Source organism: Xanthomonas sp. CFBP 8443, from assembly GCF_025666195.1.
Classification (GTDB): Bacteria; Pseudomonadota; Gammaproteobacteria; order Xanthomonadales; family Xanthomonadaceae; genus Xanthomonas_A.
Genome location: NZ_CP102592.1, coordinates 2045377 through 2063574, shown reverse-complemented (window position 1 = coordinate 2063574; position 18198 = coordinate 2045377). Strand labels below are relative to the sequence as shown.

The 18198-nt window shown below is 69.8% G+C and carries 15 protein-coding genes; 8 read left to right on the top strand and 7 right to left on the bottom strand.

The window, feature by feature from the left end; translation table 11 throughout:
* Positions 1 to 19: 19 nt before the first annotated feature.
* Both NUG20_RS08780 and NUG20_RS08775 read right to left on the bottom strand, forming a co-directional pair.
* On the bottom strand, positions 20 to 1045 hold the full coding sequence (locus tag NUG20_RS08780) for an N-acetylornithine carbamoyltransferase (protein ID WP_263397964.1): 1026 nt from the start codon (positions 1043 to 1045) through the stop codon (positions 20 to 22).
* Positions 1046 to 1341: 296 nt separating this feature from the next.
* The gene (locus NUG20_RS08775; RefSeq protein WP_263398429.1) at positions 1342 to 1878 is read right to left on the bottom strand and encodes a hypothetical protein; all 537 of its coding nucleotides are present in this window, start codon (positions 1876 to 1878) and stop codon (positions 1342 to 1344) included.
* A gap of 389 nt (positions 1879 to 2267) precedes the next feature.
* Here NUG20_RS08775 and cysS point away from each other — a divergent pair, with 389 nt between their 5' ends.
* From cysS to NUG20_RS08760, 3 genes are all read left to right on the top strand, one after another.
* Positions 2268 to 3677, top strand: coding sequence for a cysteine--tRNA ligase (cysS, locus tag NUG20_RS08770; protein ID WP_263397963.1), 1410 nt, complete (start codon positions 2268 to 2270; stop codon positions 3675 to 3677).
* Positions 3678 to 4098: 421 nt separating this feature from the next.
* Positions 4099 to 4536 (top strand): SufE family protein, encoded by a 438-nt coding sequence (locus NUG20_RS08765; protein WP_263397962.1) that lies wholly within the window; start codon positions 4099 to 4101, stop codon positions 4534 to 4536.
* Positions 4533 to 5780: an MFS transporter gene (locus NUG20_RS08760; protein ID WP_263397961.1), complete on the top strand. Its 1248-nt coding sequence runs from the start codon at positions 4533 to 4535 to the stop codon at positions 5778 to 5780. Before NUG20_RS08765 ends, NUG20_RS08760 begins: the two co-directional genes overlap by 4 nt.
* A 22-nt stretch (positions 5781 to 5802) precedes the next feature.
* Here the strand turns inward: NUG20_RS08760 and NUG20_RS08755 are convergent, their stop codons facing one another.
* Positions 5803 to 6918, bottom strand: coding sequence for an alpha/beta hydrolase (locus NUG20_RS08755; protein WP_263397960.1), 1116 nt, complete (start codon positions 6916 to 6918; stop codon positions 5803 to 5805).
* A 511-nt stretch (positions 6919 to 7429) separates the two neighbouring features.
* Entirely contained in the window at positions 7430 to 8395 is a 966-nt protein-coding gene (locus NUG20_RS08750; RefSeq protein ID WP_263397959.1) for a S41 family peptidase, read from the bottom strand.
* A 404-nt stretch (positions 8396 to 8799) separates the two neighbouring features.
* On the opposite strand from NUG20_RS08750, the gene NUG20_RS08745 reads away from it, so the two are divergent.
* Positions 8800 to 9372, top strand: a complete 573-nt coding sequence (locus NUG20_RS08745; protein WP_263397958.1) for a peroxiredoxin family protein — start codon at positions 8800 to 8802, stop codon at positions 9370 to 9372.
* Positions 9373 to 9649: 277 nt separating this feature from the next.
* On the opposite strand, the gene dksA is transcribed toward NUG20_RS08745, so the two are convergent.
* A complete protein-coding gene (dksA, locus tag NUG20_RS08740; protein WP_263397957.1) occupies positions 9650 to 10753 on the bottom strand; it encodes an RNA polymerase-binding protein DksA in 1104 nt (367 codons plus the stop codon).
* 115 nt (positions 10754 to 10868) lie between these two features.
* Between dksA and yidD the strand changes: the two genes are divergently transcribed.
* Genes yidD through NUG20_RS08725 form a run of 3 tightly spaced genes read left to right on the top strand, consistent with a single transcriptional unit; the run spans position 10869 to position 13339 of the window.
* A complete protein-coding gene (yidD, locus tag NUG20_RS08735) occupies positions 10869 to 11141 on the top strand; it encodes a membrane protein insertion efficiency factor YidD (RefSeq protein WP_263398428.1) in 273 nt (90 codons plus the stop codon).
* Complete coding sequence (locus tag NUG20_RS08730; protein WP_263397956.1) at positions 11142 to 12479, top strand: dihydroorotase; 1338 nt, start codon at positions 11142 to 11144, stop codon at positions 12477 to 12479. It abuts the gene before it with no gap.
* The gene (locus tag NUG20_RS08725) at positions 12479 to 13339 is read left to right on the top strand and encodes a M23 family metallopeptidase (protein WP_263397955.1); all 861 of its coding nucleotides are present in this window, start codon (positions 12479 to 12481) and stop codon (positions 13337 to 13339) included. The genes NUG20_RS08730 and NUG20_RS08725 overlap by 1 nt, the downstream gene beginning before the upstream one ends.
* 349 nt (positions 13340 to 13688) lie before the next feature.
* Here the strand turns inward: NUG20_RS08725 and NUG20_RS08720 are convergent, their stop codons facing one another.
* Both NUG20_RS08720 and NUG20_RS08715 read right to left on the bottom strand, forming a co-directional pair.
* Positions 13689 to 14645 (bottom strand): C40 family peptidase, encoded by a 957-nt coding sequence (locus NUG20_RS08720; RefSeq protein WP_263397954.1) that lies wholly within the window; start codon positions 14643 to 14645, stop codon positions 13689 to 13691.
* Positions 14642 to 16327: a sensor domain-containing diguanylate cyclase gene (locus NUG20_RS08715; RefSeq protein WP_263397953.1), complete on the bottom strand. Its 1686-nt coding sequence runs from the start codon at positions 16325 to 16327 to the stop codon at positions 14642 to 14644. The genes NUG20_RS08720 and NUG20_RS08715 overlap by 4 nt, the downstream gene beginning before the upstream one ends.
* A gap of 491 nt (positions 16328 to 16818) precedes the next feature.
* On the opposite strand from NUG20_RS08715, the gene eat reads away from it, so the two are divergent.
* Positions 16819 to 18186, top strand: coding sequence for an ethanolamine permease (gene eat / locus NUG20_RS08710; RefSeq protein ID WP_263397952.1), 1368 nt, complete (start codon positions 16819 to 16821; stop codon positions 18184 to 18186).
* The last annotated feature ends 12 nt before the right edge of the window (positions 18187 to 18198 follow it).

Here is an 18198-nt window from a genome sequence, read left to right as displayed (position 1 = left end):
GCGAATCCCCAATCCCGAATCACGAATCCCGGCGGCCCTGGCCCACCAGGGCCGCCATGATCGCCTTCTGCACATGCAGCCGGTTCTCGGCCTCGTCGATGGCGATGCAGTTGGGCGAATCCATCACCGCGTCGGTGGCCTTGACGTTGCGGCGCAGCGGCAGGCAGTGCGAGAACACGCCGTTGTTGGTCAGCGCCATCTTGCGCTCGTCGACGATGAAGTGCTGGTACTGGTCGCGGATCGGCTTCTCCGGGGCCCAGTTGCCGAAGAACGGCAGCGCGCCCCAGCTCTTGGCATAGACCACGTCGGCGCCGGCGTAGGCGCTGTCGGTGTCGTGGCTGACGGTCAGCGAGCCGCCGCTCTCGGCCACGTTCTGCGCCGCCCAGCCCATGTAGCGTTCGTCCAGCACGTAGTCCGGGGTCGGGCACAGCAGGGTCACGTCCATGCCCAGCCGGGTGGCGATGGTCAGCGCCGAATTGGCCACCGCGGTGTTCAGCGGCTTGGGGTGGTAGGTCCAGGTCAGCACGTACTTCTTGCCACGCAGGTCCTGGGTGCCGAAATGCTCCTGCAGCGCCAGCGCGTGCGCCAGCTCCTGGCACGGATGGGTGATGGTCTCCATGTTGATCACCGGCACCGGCGAATACTTGGCGAAGCTCTTCAGCACCTGGTCCTCGCGGTCCTTGGACCAGTCCACGAACTTCGGGAACGCGCGCACCCCGATCAGGTCGACGTAACGGCCCAGCACCCGCGCCACCTCGGCGATGTGCTCCTCGGTGTCGCCGTCCATCACCGTGCCCAGCTCGAATTCGATCGGCCAGGCGTCCTTGCCCGGCTGCAGCACCACCGCATGCCCGCCCAGCTGGAACGCGCCCAGCTCGAAGCTGGTGCGGGTGCGCATCGACGGGTTGAAGAACACCAGCGCGATCGACTTGCCCTTCAGCTCGCTGCCCAGCCGGTTGCGCTTGAACAGCGCGGCCTGGGTCAACAGCGCATCTAGCTCGGCCCGGCTCCAGTCCTGGGTGTTCAAGAAGTGCTTCAGAGACATCGATCCATCCTTTGCTGCGTGGAGCCACCGGGCGGTGGCGTGCGCGGGACGCGCGGTTAGTTCTTTACGGGTGAAACCTTTCCGGGGCATGAAAACGAAAAAACCCAGCCTCGGGCTGGGTTTTCAGAACGAACGGCACAGCGCTCCGGTTACCCAGCCAGGATGTGGGATTCCGGTCGGCGCGCGCGCGACGTCATGCCCGAGGCCATGCGGGCGGCGCTGAGATCGTGCTGGGGCAGGTTCGCTTTCATCGGCGCGCATCCTCGCACGCGCACGCCGCAGGCGCAAGCGCGCGCTCAGCGCGGCGGCACCACGAGCGCATCGGGCACGTACGGCGCCACCGACACGCGGATGCGCAGCCGGTTGCCCGGATCCTCCGGCAGTCGCGAGCGGTACTTGGTGCCCTTGTACACATAGTCCACGTCGTAGGCGATCGGGCGGCGGAACTCGCGGCCGACCTCGACCATGCGGCAGTTGCGCCCGCTCGACGGCGGCGCCGGCGCCGCGGCGGCCACCGGCGCGGGCGCCTCTTCGTGGCGGCGGCTGAAGATGTCCTTCACCGAATCCATCAACCGGTTCAAGCGGCTGTCGTCCTGCGCCGGCTTGGCCGCGGCCGGGGCCGGGGGTGGCGCCTCCACCGCGTCGCACTGCTGCTCGGTGCGGGTCGCGCGCAAGGTCTGGTAGACCGGCTCCACGTTGAGGACCTGCGCGTAGTCGAGCCTGACGTTCTCGATCACCACCACGCGGTTGCGCGTCTCGCTGTCCTGCGCCCAGACCGGCGCCGCGCCGCATGCGAACAGGCCGACCAGCGGCAACAACAGGTACGGACGCATCGGCACCAGGCTTCGAAGGACAGAACGAGCAGTGTAGGCATGGCGCCTTGCGTCGGGCTGAACGCGAGCCTACGCCCAGGCTGCCTGCCCCGCCCCGGGGCACCCGTCCATTCGGGACAGGCGTCGCGTGCGCGGCGCGAGGAAGTGAGAGGCAGCGAATGCGCGCCCGCATGCGTTCGATGCGCCGGTCGGACGCACGACAGGCGACGGTCGAAGCTGCTGCCCGCAGGCTGTCAGGCGCCTGGCGCACTCTGGCCGCTGGCCGCCGGTCGTGACTGCCGCCCTTGCCGGCTGGGGCCTGCCGGACACGATTCGGCGGCCACGGCAACGGATGAGACGCCCCGGGCCGCTGCCGGTAGAATCGACCGGCTTCCCCACGCCCGATGCCGATGACCCTGCGCCTGCACAACAACCTGACCCGCCGGGTCGACGCCTTCGAACCGCTCGACCCGGTGGCCGGCCCCACGCTGTATGTCTGCGGCCCCACCGTCTACAACTACGCGCATATCGGCAACGCGCGCGGCCCGGTGGTGTTCGACGTGCTCGCCGCGCTGCTGCGGCGCCGCTACGGCGCGCTGCGCTACGCGCGCAACATCACCGACGTGGACGACAAGATCAACGCCGCCGCGCAGGCGCAGGGCGTGCCGATCGGCACCATCACCGACCGCTTCGCCGCCATCTACCGGCAGGACATGGCCGCGCTGGGCGTGACCCCGCCGGACCTGGAGCCGGAGGCCACCGCGCACATCCCGCAGATCGTGGCGATGATCGAACGGCTGGTCGGCAGCGGCCACGCCTATGCGGCGGAGGGCCACGTGCTGTTCGCGGTGGCCAGCTTCGCCGGCTACGGCAAGCTGTCGCGCCGCGACCCGGAGGAGATGCTGGCCGGCGCCCGCGTCGAGGTCGCCCCGTACAAGCGCGACCCGGGCGACTTCGTGCTGTGGAAGCCGTCCAGCGACGACCTGCCCGGCTGGGATTCGCCGTGGGGCCGCGGCCGTCCAGGCTGGCACATCGAGTGCTCGGCGATGGCCGCCGCGCACCTGGGGCCGACCATCGACCTCCACGCCGGCGGCGTGGACCTGCAGTTCCCGCACCACGAGAACGAGATCGCGCAGAGCGAGTGCGCCCACGGCGGCGCCACCTTCGCCCGGTTCTGGCTGCACAACGGCATGCTCAACTTCGGCGGCGCCAAGATGAGCAAGTCGCTGGGCAACATCGAGACCGTGCACGCACTGATCGACCGGCACCCGCCCGAAGCGCTGCGCTACGCGCTGCTCAGCGCGCACTACCGGCAGCCGCTGGACTGGTCCGATGCGCTGATCGAGCAATCGGTGCGCACCCTGGACCGGCTGTATGGGACGTTGCGCGATCTGGACGGCATCCAGGCGGCCGCTGCGATTCCGGCGGCCATCGAGGAGGCGCTGAACGACGACCTCAACACCCCCCAGGCGCTGGCGGAAGTGTCGCGGATTGCCGCTGCCGCGCGGCAACTGCTCGCGCCGGCCGGCGCTGCCGATGCAACGCGCGACGTGCAGTTGGAAGCGCAGTTGCGGCAGGCCAAATCCGACCTGCTCGGCGCAGGCTTGGCGCTGGGCCTGCTGCAGCAGACACCGACGGCCTGGTTCAACCGTGGCGCCGGCGACGGCGACGATGCGCGCATCCAGGCGTTGATCGACGAACGCAGCGCCGCCAAGCAGAGCCGCGACTTCGCCCGCGCCGACGCGATCCGCCAGCAGTTGGCCGCCGAAGGCGTGGTGCTGGAAGACACCGCGCAAGGCGTGCGTTGGAAGCGCGGCTGAGCGCTTCCTTCTCCCATCGGGACCACGGCCCCCTTTTCGGGGGAAGGTGGCGCGCAGCGCCGGATGAGGGTACGGGCGAAGCAACTGGCGTCGATTTTTCACGAGGCTGCGCCCGTACCCTCACCCCAACCCCTCTCCCGGGGGGAGAGGGGCTTTACCGATTGAACTTGGATTTGCGATGACCGATACCGATTTCCCGCTCGAACCCAGTCCTCGAAAAGGCGCGTGCTGGAATCGCAGCCGAGCTCTTTCCCTCCCACCGGGAGAAGGTGCCCCGAAGGGGCGGATGAGGGTACGGCAGCGCCGATGAGGCTACGAGCGAAGCGGTGTGCATCGATTTCTCGCAAGGCTGCGCCCGTACCCTCACCCCAACCCCTCTCCCGGGGGGAGAGGGGCTTTACCGATTGATCTTGGATTTGCGATGACCGATACCGACTTCCCGCTCGAACCCACGCCCGCCGACGCCCAGGCCGCCATCGCCGAAGAATTCGGCTTCTTCGGCGACTGGTCCGAGCGCTACCAGTACCTGATCGATCTGGGCCGCAAGCTGCCCGCGTTCCCCGAGGAATGGAAAATCGAGGAACACCGCCTGCACGGCTGCCAGTCGATGGTCTGGATCGTGCCCGAGGGCGATGCGCAGCGCCTGGTGTTCCATGCGATCAGCGATTCGGCGATCGTCTCCGGCCTGATCTACCTCGCGCTGCGGGTCTACTCCGGGCGCAGCGCCGCCGACATCCTCGCCACCGCGCCGGACTTCGTCGCCGCCATCGGCCTGGGCAAGCACCTGTCGCCGACCCGCAGCAACGGCCTGGCCGCGATTTTGGCGTTCATCCAGGACAGCGCGCGCGCGCAGGCATGAGCGCCCCGCTCCCTCCTGCACAAAGTCTGCGCACGCTGCTGGCGCATCCCGGCTTCGCGCTGGTGCTGGCCTACCGCATCTGCACGATGCTGTCCTACCAGATCGTCGCGGTCACGGTCGGCTGGCACATCTACGAGATCACCCGCAATCCGTTCTCGCTGGGGCTGATCGGGCTGGCCGAGATCCTGCCGTTCTTCTGCATCGCGCCGTTCGCCGGCTACCTGGTCGATCACCTGCCGCGGCGCCGGCTGGGCATGCTCGCCAGCCTGGGCCTGGTCGCGACCGCAGGAGTACTGACCGCGCTGACCCGTGGCTGGCTGCCGATGCACGGCGTATGGCCGATCTACGCCGCGATCGCGCTGACCGGCGCCGCGCGCGCGTTCCTGTCGCCGGTCTACAACGCGCTGTTCGCGCGCGCCTTGCCGCGCGAGGCGTATGCGCGCGGCGCCAGCATCGGCAGCGTGGTGTTCCAGACCGGCATGGTGATCGGGCCGGCGCTGGGCGGGGTGCTGGTCGGCTGGGGCGGCAAGGGCCTGTCCTACGGCGTGGCGATGGCGGTGGCCTGCGTGGCGATGCTGGCGCTGTTCCTGCTGCGCGTCGCCGAGCCGGTCAACGACGGCCCGCGCGCGCCGATCTTCCGCAGCATCGCCGAGGGCGCGCAGTTCGTGTTCTCCAACCAGATCATGCTCGGCGCGATGGCGCTGGACATGTTCTCGGTGCTGCTCGGCGGCGCGGTATCGATGCTGCCGGCCTTCATCCACGACATCCTGCACTACGGTCCCGAGGGCCTGGGCATCCTGCGCGGCGCGCCGGCGCTGGGCTCGGTGCTGGTCGGGCTGTGGCTGGCGCGGCGCCCGCTGCAGCGCAATGCGGGTCGCATCCTGCTGCTGGCGGTGGCCGGCTTCGGCCTGTGCACCATCGCCTTCGGCCTGTCGCGGCATTTCTGGCTGTCGGCGGCGATCCTGCTGGTCTACGGCATGTGCGACGGCGTGTCGGTGATCGTGCGCTCGACCATCCTGCAGCTGGCCACGCCGGATGCGATGCGCGGGCGGGTGTCCTCGATCAGCGGCATCTTCATCGGCTCGTCGAACGAGCTGGGCGCGTTCTACGACGGTGTCATGGCGCGACTGGTCGGCCTGGTGCCGGCGGTGGTGATCGGCGGTTGCGTGACCCTGGGCGTGGTCGCGACCACCGCCTGGAAGGCGCCGAAACTGCGCAAGCTGGACCTGCGCGAACTGCAATGACGGCGTGCGGGCGGCGCGCCGCTCAGCGCGCCGCCGCCGCGTCCGCGCGCTCGTCGGCAGCCCACGCCGCGGCGCAGTCGGGCAGCTCCGCCGGCTGGGTCAGTCCGCCCTTGCCGGCCAGGAACCGGCACGTCGCCGCGAACACCGCCGGCACCGCCCTGGAGCGGATCGGCGAGGCCAGCACATGGTTGCCGGCCTCCGGAAAATCCACCGCCTGGCGCAGCGCCTTTGGGGTGCCCAGCTGCGCGAACATCGCCTGCATCGCCGCCACCGACACCGTCGCGTCCTGCTGCTGCGCGTCGCGATAGTAGTAGCCGAGGAACACCGGCACACGGATCCGCGCATAGGTCGCCGGCAGCATGCCGCCGCGGGTCAGCGCGGCCAGCGCGCGGTAGCCGTCGACATGGGTGGCGTCGGCCCAGTAGCCGCTGTCGACCGGATAGCGCATGACCGGATCGCCGCCGTTGCGCGACCACAGCAGCAACTGCGCGCCCCACGGCCACAGCAGCGGCTGCAGTTGCTCGCCGTGCTCGCGCACCAGCGGCGACCACAGCACCAGGGCCTGCACCTGCTGCGGATGCGCAGCCACGGTCTGCAGCGCCAGCGCGCCGCCCATCGAGTTGCCGATTACCACCACCCGCCGGCCCAGTACTCGCGCCACCGCCAGCGCCTCGGCCGCGCCGCCGAGCAGACGCGGCGCATCGACGCCGCGCAAGGCGTCGGCGGCGACCAGGCCGTGCCCCGGCAATCGCGGCAGGTACAGATTGCAGCCGAAGCTGCGCGCCAGGCGCAGATGGGTGGGGGCGCCCTCGCCCTGGCTGGCGGTGAAGCCGTGCAGGTAGACGATGGCGCAATCGCGGCGCCCCGGATGCGCCGGGTCGGCCCAGACGATGCGCGCCTGGTTGTCCTTGCGCAGGCCCGGGGTGGCGCGTTCGCGCGCGTCCAGCCAGGCCTGCAGCGCAAGCGGATCCTGCGGCACGCTCGGCATCGCGACCTGCGGCAGCGCCGAATCGACCCGCGGCCCGAGCGCCAGCGCCGCCAGCAGCACCAGCACGATCAGCAGCGGCCAGCGCAGTCTGCGCCATTTGCCGCCGCGTCGGCCCGACCGCAGCGCAGCGCGCACGGATGCGCGGCTCATGCGCATGCTCCCGCGGCCCGACGCGGGCAGCGCCGCGCCCACGTCGGCATCCTCGGCTGCTGGTGCTGCGCCGCGCGCACGCTACGCGCGACGATGCGGCACGCCGTTGCAGGCGCGTGCGCGATCGTCACGGCCACGCACTGCGGCATCCGGGAAAGGCGACTGAAAAGCATCGGGAGGCGGCGGCCGCGTGGCCATGCGCCACGCGTCCAGTCTGCGGCGACGGCATGACAGGCGGATTTAAGCCACGGCACCTGCCCGGCATGCACCGCGTCACCCAGGACCGAGCCTAGTGATCGGACAGATGATCATGGGTAATCGGTTATTGCTGCAGCTGCCGGCGTTGGACCTCGGCCAGGCCGCCATGCAACGCAATGCACGCCGCGTGCGGCGCCGCATCTGCAACGTCGCTGGTGGCCACCGCGCGGGGCGTCGCCAGCGCGCGGCGCAGGCACGAGCGCGGCCGCATCTCGGTCGCATGCGCCGGTACCGCCGTCGCTGCGCGCGCCGGCTATTTGCCGAGCGTTTCCAGCAACCCGCGCAGGCGTTCGGTCTCGCCCGCATCGCGGCTCGCCGCCAGCAGGCCCTCCAGGCTCATGCGGTAGGCCGTCTGCAACGCCTGCGCCGCCGGCACCGCGACATCCGGCGCCACCCCGTCACCCTCCCAGTTGCCGCCGGTGATCGGGCTCACCGATTTCGCATACGGCACGCTGATGGCGAAATGCTCGGTGAGCCGGAAGGCGCGGCTGGGATGCGCGCCGCCGCCGGTGGCCTCGCCGACCACGGTGGCGCGCTTGAGATGCTTCAGCGCGTAGGCGAAATCCTCGGCCGCGGAGAACGTCTGCTTGCTGGTCAGGACGTACACCGGCTTGCTGCCGCCGAACGCGCGCCCGGGCACCGTCGGCGTGGTCCAGAACTGCTCGGTCGCGCCGTCCTTGCGGGTGTAGATGTAGTTCAAGTGCACGCGGCCGTCGAACAGATAGCTGGCGATGAACGCCACCATCGCCGGATCGCCGCCGAAATTCTCGCGCAGGTCGATGATCAGCGCATCGGTGTTGGCGACGAAGTCCATCGCCGAGCTGGCGGTCGCCGCCGCCAGGTAGGGATAGGCGAAGATGCGGAACTTGACGTAGCCGACGTTGCCCTGCATCCGCTCGACCTTGTCGAAGGCGAAGTTGTCCCTGGCGACCGCCGGCCGCGCCGCATCCAGGTCGGCGCGGCTGGGATACAGCGGTTCGTCGCGGGCGCCCTCCGGGTGGTATTCCAGCCACAGGTGCCCGTCGTGGCTGACCGCGCGCAGGTCCTCGGTCAGGCGGCGGGTCAGTGCGGCGGGGTCGTCGATACGTTCGTAGTCGCCGCGCGCGGCGTGACGCTGCAGCGCCTTGCCCATTTTTCTGGCCAGCGCTGGATCGATGTACTCCGCTTCCAACTTGACCGCCACCGCATGGATCAGTGCGTCCCGCTCGGCAGAAGTCACCGCTGCGGTTTGCGCCTGTGCCGGCGTCTGCAGGCAGAGAAATGCCCACGCCGCCGCCCCGTAAATCGCCATCCGCCACATGATCGGTCTCCTCGCGCCCGGACACTACCGCCCTGGCGCATGCTAGCGATTGCAGGCGACAAGCGCACCACCGCCGAAAGCGCGAGGCATGACCGGCGCCAATGCCATGGTTCGACACGCCGGCAGTTGCTCTGCCGACGTGCGCGAATCGGCAATGCTGCAAGCGGATGCGGCGCGCCCTTTCCGCTGTCCTAGGTGCGTTCGGCGAACTGGGATGAGCATCCATCACCGGGTTCGCAGCTCGCGCTTACTCTGCGGACAAGGACGACGGCGTGCGGCAGTGCTCACTGCAAACGCGCACCCTGGATATGGGAGATCTCACGATGAGAAGTACGCCCTTGTTGGCCATTGCCTTGGCAGTCGCCTGCAGCCTGGTCGCCGTGCTCGGCTATCAGAACCGCCAGTTGCAAGAGCTTCAGGACCAAGCCTTTTACCGAAGCCTGCGGCCGCAGCCGGGCACATGGCTGCCACCGCTCGAAATGGTGGATGTGCAGGGGCGGGCGTTGACCGTGGCCGGCGGGAGCGGACAGTTGATCTATTTCTTTCAACCCGGCTGTCCTGTCTGCGAGCGCTCCAATGCTGCCGTCAGGTCGTTGCAGCAAACCCTGCAACAGGCAGGGACCGCAGCGCCGTCGATGATCGGGATGGGCAGTGGCGCAGCGCAGGCGCTTCGGCATTACGCCCAGAGCAATGCGTTCGCATTCCCGGTGGCACAGCTTTCCGGCAAATCCCAGCACTTGTTGGGGGCAAAGCAGGTACCTCTCCTGGTGCTGATCGATGACGACGGCAAGGTTCTCTATTCCCATGTCGGGCTGATCACCAACAAGAACAAGGACGACGTGACCCACCTGATGATCAAGGCCGCGCGCAAGGATGCGTCGGTCGCGATCCAATGACGGAGCTCCAACCATGAAGACGGCAGCACAGCGAATCAAGGGTGCCCTGGTGGCATTGGCAGTGATCGGATCCCTGAGCTTCGGCGCAGCGCAGGCGGTGAGCTCCCACAGCTCCGGCAGCAAGTGCGTCAACCCCGATACAGGGTGCCCGTGCAAGCCCGGATGTCAGTATGGCGGTCAGAGAATCGGGTGTTGTCTGCTGCCCTAACCTCAATCGCAGCAACGAAAAAGGGCCGGTCATTGGACCGGCCCTTGATGTTGTCGCCAGGCAGACGGCTCAGTCGCCCTGCTGCTTCTGCAGGTGTTCCCAGCGTTCCTGCGCGTCGATGGTGCGCTCGGCGGTCAGGCGCGCCTCCAGGCGCTCCAGGCCGATTTCTTCGCCGGTATCGACGCAGTAGCCGTAGTCGCCGGCATCCAGGCGCTTGAGCGTGCTGTCGATCTTGCCGATCAGCTTGCGGTAGCGGTCGCGGGTGCGCAGTTCCAGCGAGTTCTCGGTCTCGCGGGTGGCGCGCTCGGCCTCGTCGCCGATGTCGCGGACTTCGTCGCGCAGGTTCTCGATGGTCTGCTTGGACTCCTCCACCAGATCGGCGCGCCAGTTGAGCAGGCGCTGGCGGAAGTACTCCTGCTGCAGCGTGCTCATGTACTCCTCGTCGCCGGCCGGCTTGTAGCCCTTGGGCAGGATCGGACGGCCCGTGGCTTCGTCGGTCTTGTACTCGACCACTTTGTACTTGGCCGGCTTGGTGGGCGTGTTGGACTTGGCGGTCACGGCGACGGCAACCTTGCCGGTCGGCTTGGCGATCGGCGCCTTGGGGGTGGATTCGGATTTGGTCGGGGTTTTCGCGGAGGATTTCGAAACGGACACGGGATTCTTATGTGGCGGGGCCGAGGGCGCGGCAGGCTTGGCGGCGACCGGCTTGGACACCGGGGCTGCGGCAGGCGTGACGGCCTTGGCCGGGACAGACTTGGCCGGCGCCGGCTTGGCAGCCGGCTTCGGTACGGATTTGGACACCGCCGGGGTGGCCGGGGCGGTAGCCGATTTCTGCTTTGCTGCGGGCACGGCCTGCTTCGCCGCCGGCGTGGCCGACTTTGCTGCGGGCGCGGCCTGCTTTGGCGCGGCGGCGGGCTTGGCCGCCGGCTTGGCTGGCTTGGCGGGCGGCTTGGCCTGGGCCTTCTTGGCGGGCGCGGCGGCCGGCTTGGGCGCCGGCTTCTTCGCCGCCGCCTTGGCCGGGGCCTTCTTTGCCGGCGCAGGCTTGGCTGCCGGCTTCGCCACCGGTTTCTTCAGCGGCTTGGCAGCAGCGGACGCCGTCGCCTTCTTGGCAACGGGCGGGACGGGCTTCTTGGCGGCCTTGACGGCCTTCTTTGCAGGTTTTTTAGCAGCCACGAATCGCTCTTCCTTGGTTTCCCCGGGGCCCGGGAAAGCGGGCCTTTATAGCCTACCCGCCCCCCAGCGGCAACCACACGGCCTACACGCCGGTGAACGGCGGCCCGTCGCGCAACTGGCATATCATGGCCGGGTGATCGCCCGCGCTCTCATCGCCTTGCTGCGCCTGTACCAGCGCTTCATCAGCCCCCTGCTGGGTCCGCGCTGCCGTTTCGTGCCCAGTTGCTCAGCCTATGCGGTCACCGCCCTTGCCCGCTACGGCGCGCTGCGCGGGGGCTGGATGGCCGCCCGCCGCGTCGGCCGTTGCCATCCCTTCCACCCCGGCGGGTTCGACCCGGTGCCCGATCCCGCGGCGCCGCCGGCCTGCCGCAGCCCAGGAAAACACTGAATGCCCGCCTCCTCCACCCTCATCGTCAACGCCCGCCTGGTCAATGAAGGCCGGGAAACCCAGGGCGACCTGCGCATCGCCGACGGCCGCATCGCCGCGATCGCCCCGCAGCTGGCCGCCCGCGACGGCGAGACCGTGGTCGACGCCGCCGGGCGCTGGCTGCTGCCCGGCATGATCGACGACCAGGTGCACTTCCGCGAACCCGGCCTGACCCACAAGGGCGACATCGCCAGCGAGTCGGCGGCCGCGGTGGCCGGCGGCCTGACCAGCTTCATGGACATGCCCAACACCAACCCGCCGACCCTGGACGCGGCCGCGCTGCAGGCCAAGTACGACGCCGCCGGCGGCCGCGCCTGGGGCAACTACGGCTTCTACCTGGGCGCCAGCAACGACAACCTGGCCGCGATCCAGACCCTGGACCCGAAGACCGCACCGGGGATCAAGGTGTTCATGGGTGCCTCCACCGGCAACATGCTGGTGGACAACCCGCAGACCCTGGACGCGATCTTCCGCGACGCGCCGACCCCGATCATCACCCACTGCGAAGACACCCCGACCATCGACGCGACCCTGGCCGCGTTCAAGGAAAAGTACGGCGAGGCGCTGACCCCGGAGATGCACCCGGACATCCGCTCGCGCGAGGCCTGCCTGAAATCCTCGCAGCTGGCGGTGTCGCTGGCCAAGAAGCACGGCACCCGCCTGCACGTGCTGCACATCTCCACCGCCGACGAACTGGCGCTGTTCGCGCCCGGCCCGATCCAGGGCAAGCGCATCACCGCAGAGACCTGCATCCACTTCCTGCGCTTCGACCGCGCCGACTACGCCACGCTGGGCAACCTGATCAAGTGCAACCCGGCGATCAAGGACGCCAGCGACCGCGAGGCGCTGATCCGCGCGCTGGCCGAGGACGTGATCGACGTGCTCGCCACCGACCACGCGCCGCACACCTGGGAAGAGAAGAGCAAGCCGTATGCGCAGGCGCCGTCGGGCCTGCCGCTGGTGCAGTACGCGCTGGTCGCGGCGCTGGAACTGGTGCACGAGGGCCGGCTCAGCGTGGCGCAGGTGGTGCACAAATTCGCGCATGCGCCGGCGCTGCTGTTCGACGTGCACGAGCGCGGCTTCCTGCGCGAGGGCTACCACGCCGACCTGGTGCTGATCGACGACGTCTCCTTCACCGTGCGCCGCGAGGACATCCTGTCCAAGTGCGGCTGGTCGCCGTTCGAGGGCCGCACGTTCCGCTCCAGGATCGCCGCGACCTGGGTCAACGGCGAGCTGGCCTGGGACGGCACCCGTCTGGTCGGCAGCCCCAACGGACAGCGCCTGGCGTTCGACCGCTGATGCGGCGCACGATGCTGCCGGGCGCCGCGCTGGCGCTCGGCCTGCTGGCGTGGGGCGCGGCGATGCCGTCGCTGCAGGCGCAGGCCGCGCCCGCCGCCAGCGCCGACACGCGCAGCGTATTCCCCGCCAGCACCTCGCAGGGTGCGTTGGTGATCGGCAAGGTGCCGCCGGGCAGCCGCGTGCAGTACGCCGGGCGCACGCTGCGGGTCAGCGGCTACGGCAGCGTGGTGTTCGGCATCGGCCGCGACGAACGCGGCCCGCTGCGGCTCCTGGTGCAGCGCGCCGACGGCGGCAGCGAGACCATCGACATCGCGGTGACCCCGCGCGACTGGCCGCTCGAACGCGTCAACGGCGTGCCGCCGAAGACGGTCAACCCGCCGCCGGCGGTCGCCGAGCGGATCAAGCGCGAACAGGCCCAGGTCAGCGCCGCGCGCGACCGCGACGACGACCGCACCGACTTCGCCGCGCCCTTCATCTGGCCGGTGCAGGGCCGCATCAGCGGCCGCTTCGGCAACGCCCGCGTGTACAACGGGCAAGCCGGCGCCGGCCACTCCGGCATGGACATCGCCGTGCCCACCGGCACCCCGGTCAAGGCGCCGGCGGCCGGGGTGGTCACCTTCGCCGCGCCGGACCTGTACCTGACCGGCGGCACCGTGCTGCTCGACCACGGCTACGGGGTCAGCTCCAATTTCCTGCACCTGTCGCGGATCGACGTGAAGGTCGGCGACCGCATCGCCCAGGGCCAGGTGCTCGGCGCAGTCGGCGCCACCGGCCGCGCGACCGGTCCGCACCTGCATTGGGGAATGAACTGGTTCGACGTGCGTGTGGATCCGCTGCTGGTGCTGGAGCGGACCAAGTAACAGCAACTGTTTTTTGTGGGAGCGACTTCAGTCGCGACGGGCCTTACCGGTAGAGCCCGTCGCGACTGAAGTCGCTCCCACAGAAGTCGCTCCCACAAATGTCGAAGCGCGCTTGCCCTTCTGTAGCACCGGCTTCGGTCGCGATCGGCGCAGCGGCGGACCTTCCGGCTTCGGCAAGGTCGCGGCTGAAGCCGCTCCTACAGTGCACATGGCAAGCGTCCGCGTCCCTTGTAGGAGCGGCTTCAGCCGCGACAGGCACTATCCGCCAACGCACTGCCGCAGCTGCCACAACCGTCGCAGCTGATGCAGCAGTCACAGCTGACGCAGTTTCCCGCATCCCACCCTGAAGCTATGCCGGCGCATCCTCCGCCTGCAGCAGCCGGCCCAACACCACGTGCGAGGGGCTGTTGGCCAGATCCAGCGGCATCACCAGCTTCGGATTGGGATGCGGCAGCGGCGTCGGCGTGGCGTCGGCGGTGGCCTCCAGCAGCAGCGAACCGTCGTCCTGCGCTTGCGTGGTGATCGGCAGCGGGTCCAGGCCAAGCCCGGCGCGGACCGCATTGGCGCGTGCGGCCAGTTCGTCGTCGTCGACCATGGTCAGCGACGACGCCAGCATGCCCGCCGGCGCCCCCTCCACCGCGGCCAGGCGCTGCGCCACGTCGCCGAGCGCCTGCTGCCGCTTGGGGTGCAGCAACTGCCAGACCTCCTCCCACAGCGCCTTCCAGTCCATGTCCGGGAACGGCAGGTGGGTCGGACCGCTGAGCACGATCTGCGGCGCCAGCCGCCCGCTCGGCTGTGCGTCGCATTCGGCCAGGGCGCGATACACCACTTCGCTGCACACCATGTGCGAGGGGGTGTCGCGGACCAGATGGTCCAGCGCCTCGCGCACCACGATCCGCGCCAGCCAGTGTTGCGGCCACTTGCCGCGGATCGCCACCAGCACGCCCAGCGTGGCCAGGCTGTCCAGCGGATATGGGATTCCGAGCAAGGACTGCGCCTTGGCCAGCACGCTGGCGCGATCGGCGTCCTCGAGCGCGATGCCGGCGTCGCTCAGCGGCCGGTAGGCATCGATCAGCAGATAGTTGCCGGTATCGGCCAGCCGCTGCTGCAGCGGATAGCGGCGCACGCCGTCGGCCGCCGCTTCGATCAACTGGTCCTGGTCGACCACGATCGCGGCATGGCTGTAGATGCTGTCGCCGCACCAGGCGATCAGTTCCGAGACCGGGCCGCGGCCCAGCTGCAGCAGGATGTCGGCGACGCGCAGTTGCGCGGGATCGAGTGCGGAGACGGCGGGACGTGCGCTCATGGCGGAGACTCCTGGTGGGTGGACGTGATCGCGGAAACGCTGACCCGGTTGCGGCCGGCGGCCTTGCTGGCGTAGAGCGCGGCGTCGGCGCGCTGCAACAGCGACTCGATGCTTTCGCCTGGCCGCCATTGGGCCACGCCGACGCTCAGCGTGCATGCCAGCGTCTGCCCGTCGCGCTGCAGGGGCTGTTCGTGCAGATGCCTGCAGATGTCCTCGGCCACGCGTCGCGCCGCGGCAAGCGTGGCGCCCGGCATCAGCACCAGCATCTCGTCGCCGCCCTGACGGCCGAGCGTGTCGGTGCTGCGCAGGCGCGCACGGGCGCATGCGGCGACCCAGCGCAGGCAGTCGTCGCCTGCGGCGTGGCCGTGCACGTCGTTGATGCGCTTGAAGTGGTCGATGTCGATATAGGCCACGGCCAGCGGCTGCGCGGCGGCCGTGGCGTCCAGCATCGCCTGCGCCAGGCGCTGCTGCGTGGCCGCGCGGGTCAGCATGCCGGTGAGGCCGTCCACCGTCGCCAGCCGGCTCACCCGGTCGCGATCGCGGCGCAGCTCCAGCATCTGCTCGGCCAGGCCGATCGTCACCAGCAGGCACGAACTGGCCAGCGCCAGGCTGATCCCGTGCGCCACCCACGGCGTGGCCTGGTCCAGGCGCAGCCAGCCGCTCAGCTCCAGGCAACGCAGCACGCAGAACGTCAGCAGCGGCGCCCACGACGCCAGCAGGTGCCAGGCGTAGCGCTGCCCGCGCAAGGCCAGCAGCAGCGAGCACGGCAGCAGCAACATGGCGCCGAGGATCAGCGCCAGGTTGCCCAGCAGGCTCAGCCAGGACGCCGTCGACACCAGGCAGGCCACGGCGATGCACAGCAGGACGGTCGCGCAGGCTTGCAGCACCCGGTCCAGCCGCGGCAGATGCCGGTGCATTTCCAGTTGCCGGCGCTGGAAGTTGATGATGAAGAAGCCGCCGAGCGCCGCCACGATCCGTATCGGCGCCGGCGAAGAAGCGAACAGGACGTCCAGGCCCGGCACCGCCCGCGCTTCGCCGCCGATGCCGAGCAGGTACAGCAGCACGCACAGGACGTTGGCGGTGAAATAGCCGTAGACCCGCTCGCGCAATCGCGCCCACAACGCGATGGCCAGGATCGCCAGCACCGCGGTCGAGCCGATGATGAAGGCGCGCCAGCCGACGTAGTGCAGATCGTCGCGATGCACCTGCGCCAGCGGCGCGATCGACACCGGCATCGGGACCGCCGCCGGCGCCTGCACCCGCAGCCAGACCGAGGCGCCTTGCGGCAGGCCATGCGGCAGCGCGATGACCAGCGCGCGGGTCGAATAGCCCAGGTCGGCGTCGGCGCCGTACAGCGCATGCCGGGTCGGCGCGGCCTGGCCCGGCACCCAGGCTTCCACCCGGGTCAGGTACGGCGCCTGCAGCACCAGTTGCGGATCGCCGTCGGCGCCGATCGCCCGATCGGCGCGCACCCGCCACCAGGTCGGCGTCTTCAACGGCTCGTACAAGGTGCTGCCATGCAGGTCGTCCTGCAGTTGCGCCAGGTGTGCGCCCGCCACCACCTCCGCGGCCGGCGGATCGGCGGGCAGGCGTTGCAAGTGCACGCGCTGCGCGAGCGCGGCGTCGGCCGCGCACACGCACAGCAACAGCAGCCAGCGCGACCAACGGCACGTGCGCGTCATACGTCGATCATGGCCTGTCGGCGCGCCGGGGCTGGGCCACGCTGCGTACCCGGCGTCCAACTGCGCGCCTGGCGCCACGGCTCGCCGCCGCCTGTCGATGGCGCGCAGGCGCCTGGGCACCGAACACGACGAACCGGCCGGACGCGCTTGCGCGCGCCCGGTACGGCGGCGACACGCGCCCGCTCATCGGCATGAATCCACTCGATCTTCCTCGTCCCGTCCGCGCCGAACACGGCGTAGCCCGTCCCTACCGGACTGACGGCCCCCCTGACCTCTGCGCCGAGCATAGCGCAGCCACCACCATCGATCGTATCCAAATGCGGCCGCGGGCCAGGCGCGCGACGCCATGCTGCTTTGCGGTATAACCGCTGGGCGGCCAGCCTGCAGCGGTGGCCGGGCGCCCGCAACGGCGCGCAATGCGCAATCGCAGTCCCCGCGGCGGATCTCGCCGCGGCGTTCGCTCTCCCTCCCCCCGTCCAGGAGATGTGCGCATGACGATCGAAAAGCTCAAACCCACCCTCGGAACCCTGCACCTGTGGGGCATCGCCGTGGGCCTGGTGATCTCCGGCGAATACTTCGGCTGGAGCTATGGCTGGGGCGCCGCCGGCACGCTCGGCTTCCTGGTCACCACGGTGCTGGTGGCGGTGATGTACACCTGCTTCATCTTCAGCTTCACCGAACTGACCACCGCCATTCCCAACGCCGGCGGCCCGTTCGCCTACAGCCTGCGCGCATTCGGCACCGCCGGCGGGATGATCGCCGGCATCGCCACGCTGATCGAGTTCGTGTTCGCACCGCCGGCGATCGCGATGGCGATCGGCGCCTACCTCAATGTGCAGTTCCCGACGCTGGACCCGCGCCTGGCCGCGGTCGGCGCCTACGCCATCTTCATGACCTTGAACATCCTCGGCGTCGGCATCGCCGCCACCTTCGAATTGATCGTCACCGTGCTGGCGGTGATCGAGCTGCTGGTGTTCATGGGCGTGGTCGCGCCGGGCTTCAGCGTGGCCAACTTCGCGCGCGGCGGCTGGGCCGGGTCGGACAGCTTCAGCCTGGCGGCGGTCGGCGGCATTTTCGCCGCGATCCCGTTCGCGATCTGGTTCTTCCTGGCGATCGAAGGTGCGGCGATGGCCGCCGAGGAGGCCAAGGACCCCAGGCGCACCATTCCGCGCGCCTACATCGCCGGCATCCTGACCCTGGTGACGCTGGCCTTCGGGGTGATGATCATGGCCGGCGGCGTCGGCGACTGGCGCACGCTGTCCAACATCAACGATCCGCTGCCGCAGGCGATGAAGGCGGTGGTCGGCAACGACTCGACCTGGCTGCACATGCTGGTGTGGATCGGCCTGTTCGGCCTGGTGGCAAGCTTCCACGGCATCATCCTGGGCTATTCGCGGCAGTTCTTCGCGCTGGCGCGCGCCGGCTTCCTGCCGCACGGCCTGGCCAAGCTGTCGCGCTTCCGCACCCCGCACCGCGCGATCCTGGCCGGCGGCGTGGTCGGGGTGGCGGCGATCTACAGCGACGGACTGGTGCAGGTACAGGGCATGTCGCTGACCGCGGCGATGATCACCATGTCGGTGTTCGGCGCGATCGTCATGTACATCATGAGCATGCTCAGCCTGTTCAAGCTGCGCCGCGCCGAGCCGCAGTTGCAACGCAGCTACCGCGCGCCGGGCTATCCGCTGGTGCCGGCGCTGGCGCTGCTGCTGGCGCTGGTATGCCTGGCGGCCATGGTGTGGTTCAACGCGCTGCTGGCGCTGGTGTTCCTGGGCCTGATGCTGCTCGGTGCGGGCTGCTGCGGGTTGAGCCTGCGCCGCAGCGGCGGCGTCATCGCCGCCGAGGCCAGCGGCGAGGCATGATCGAGAACACGG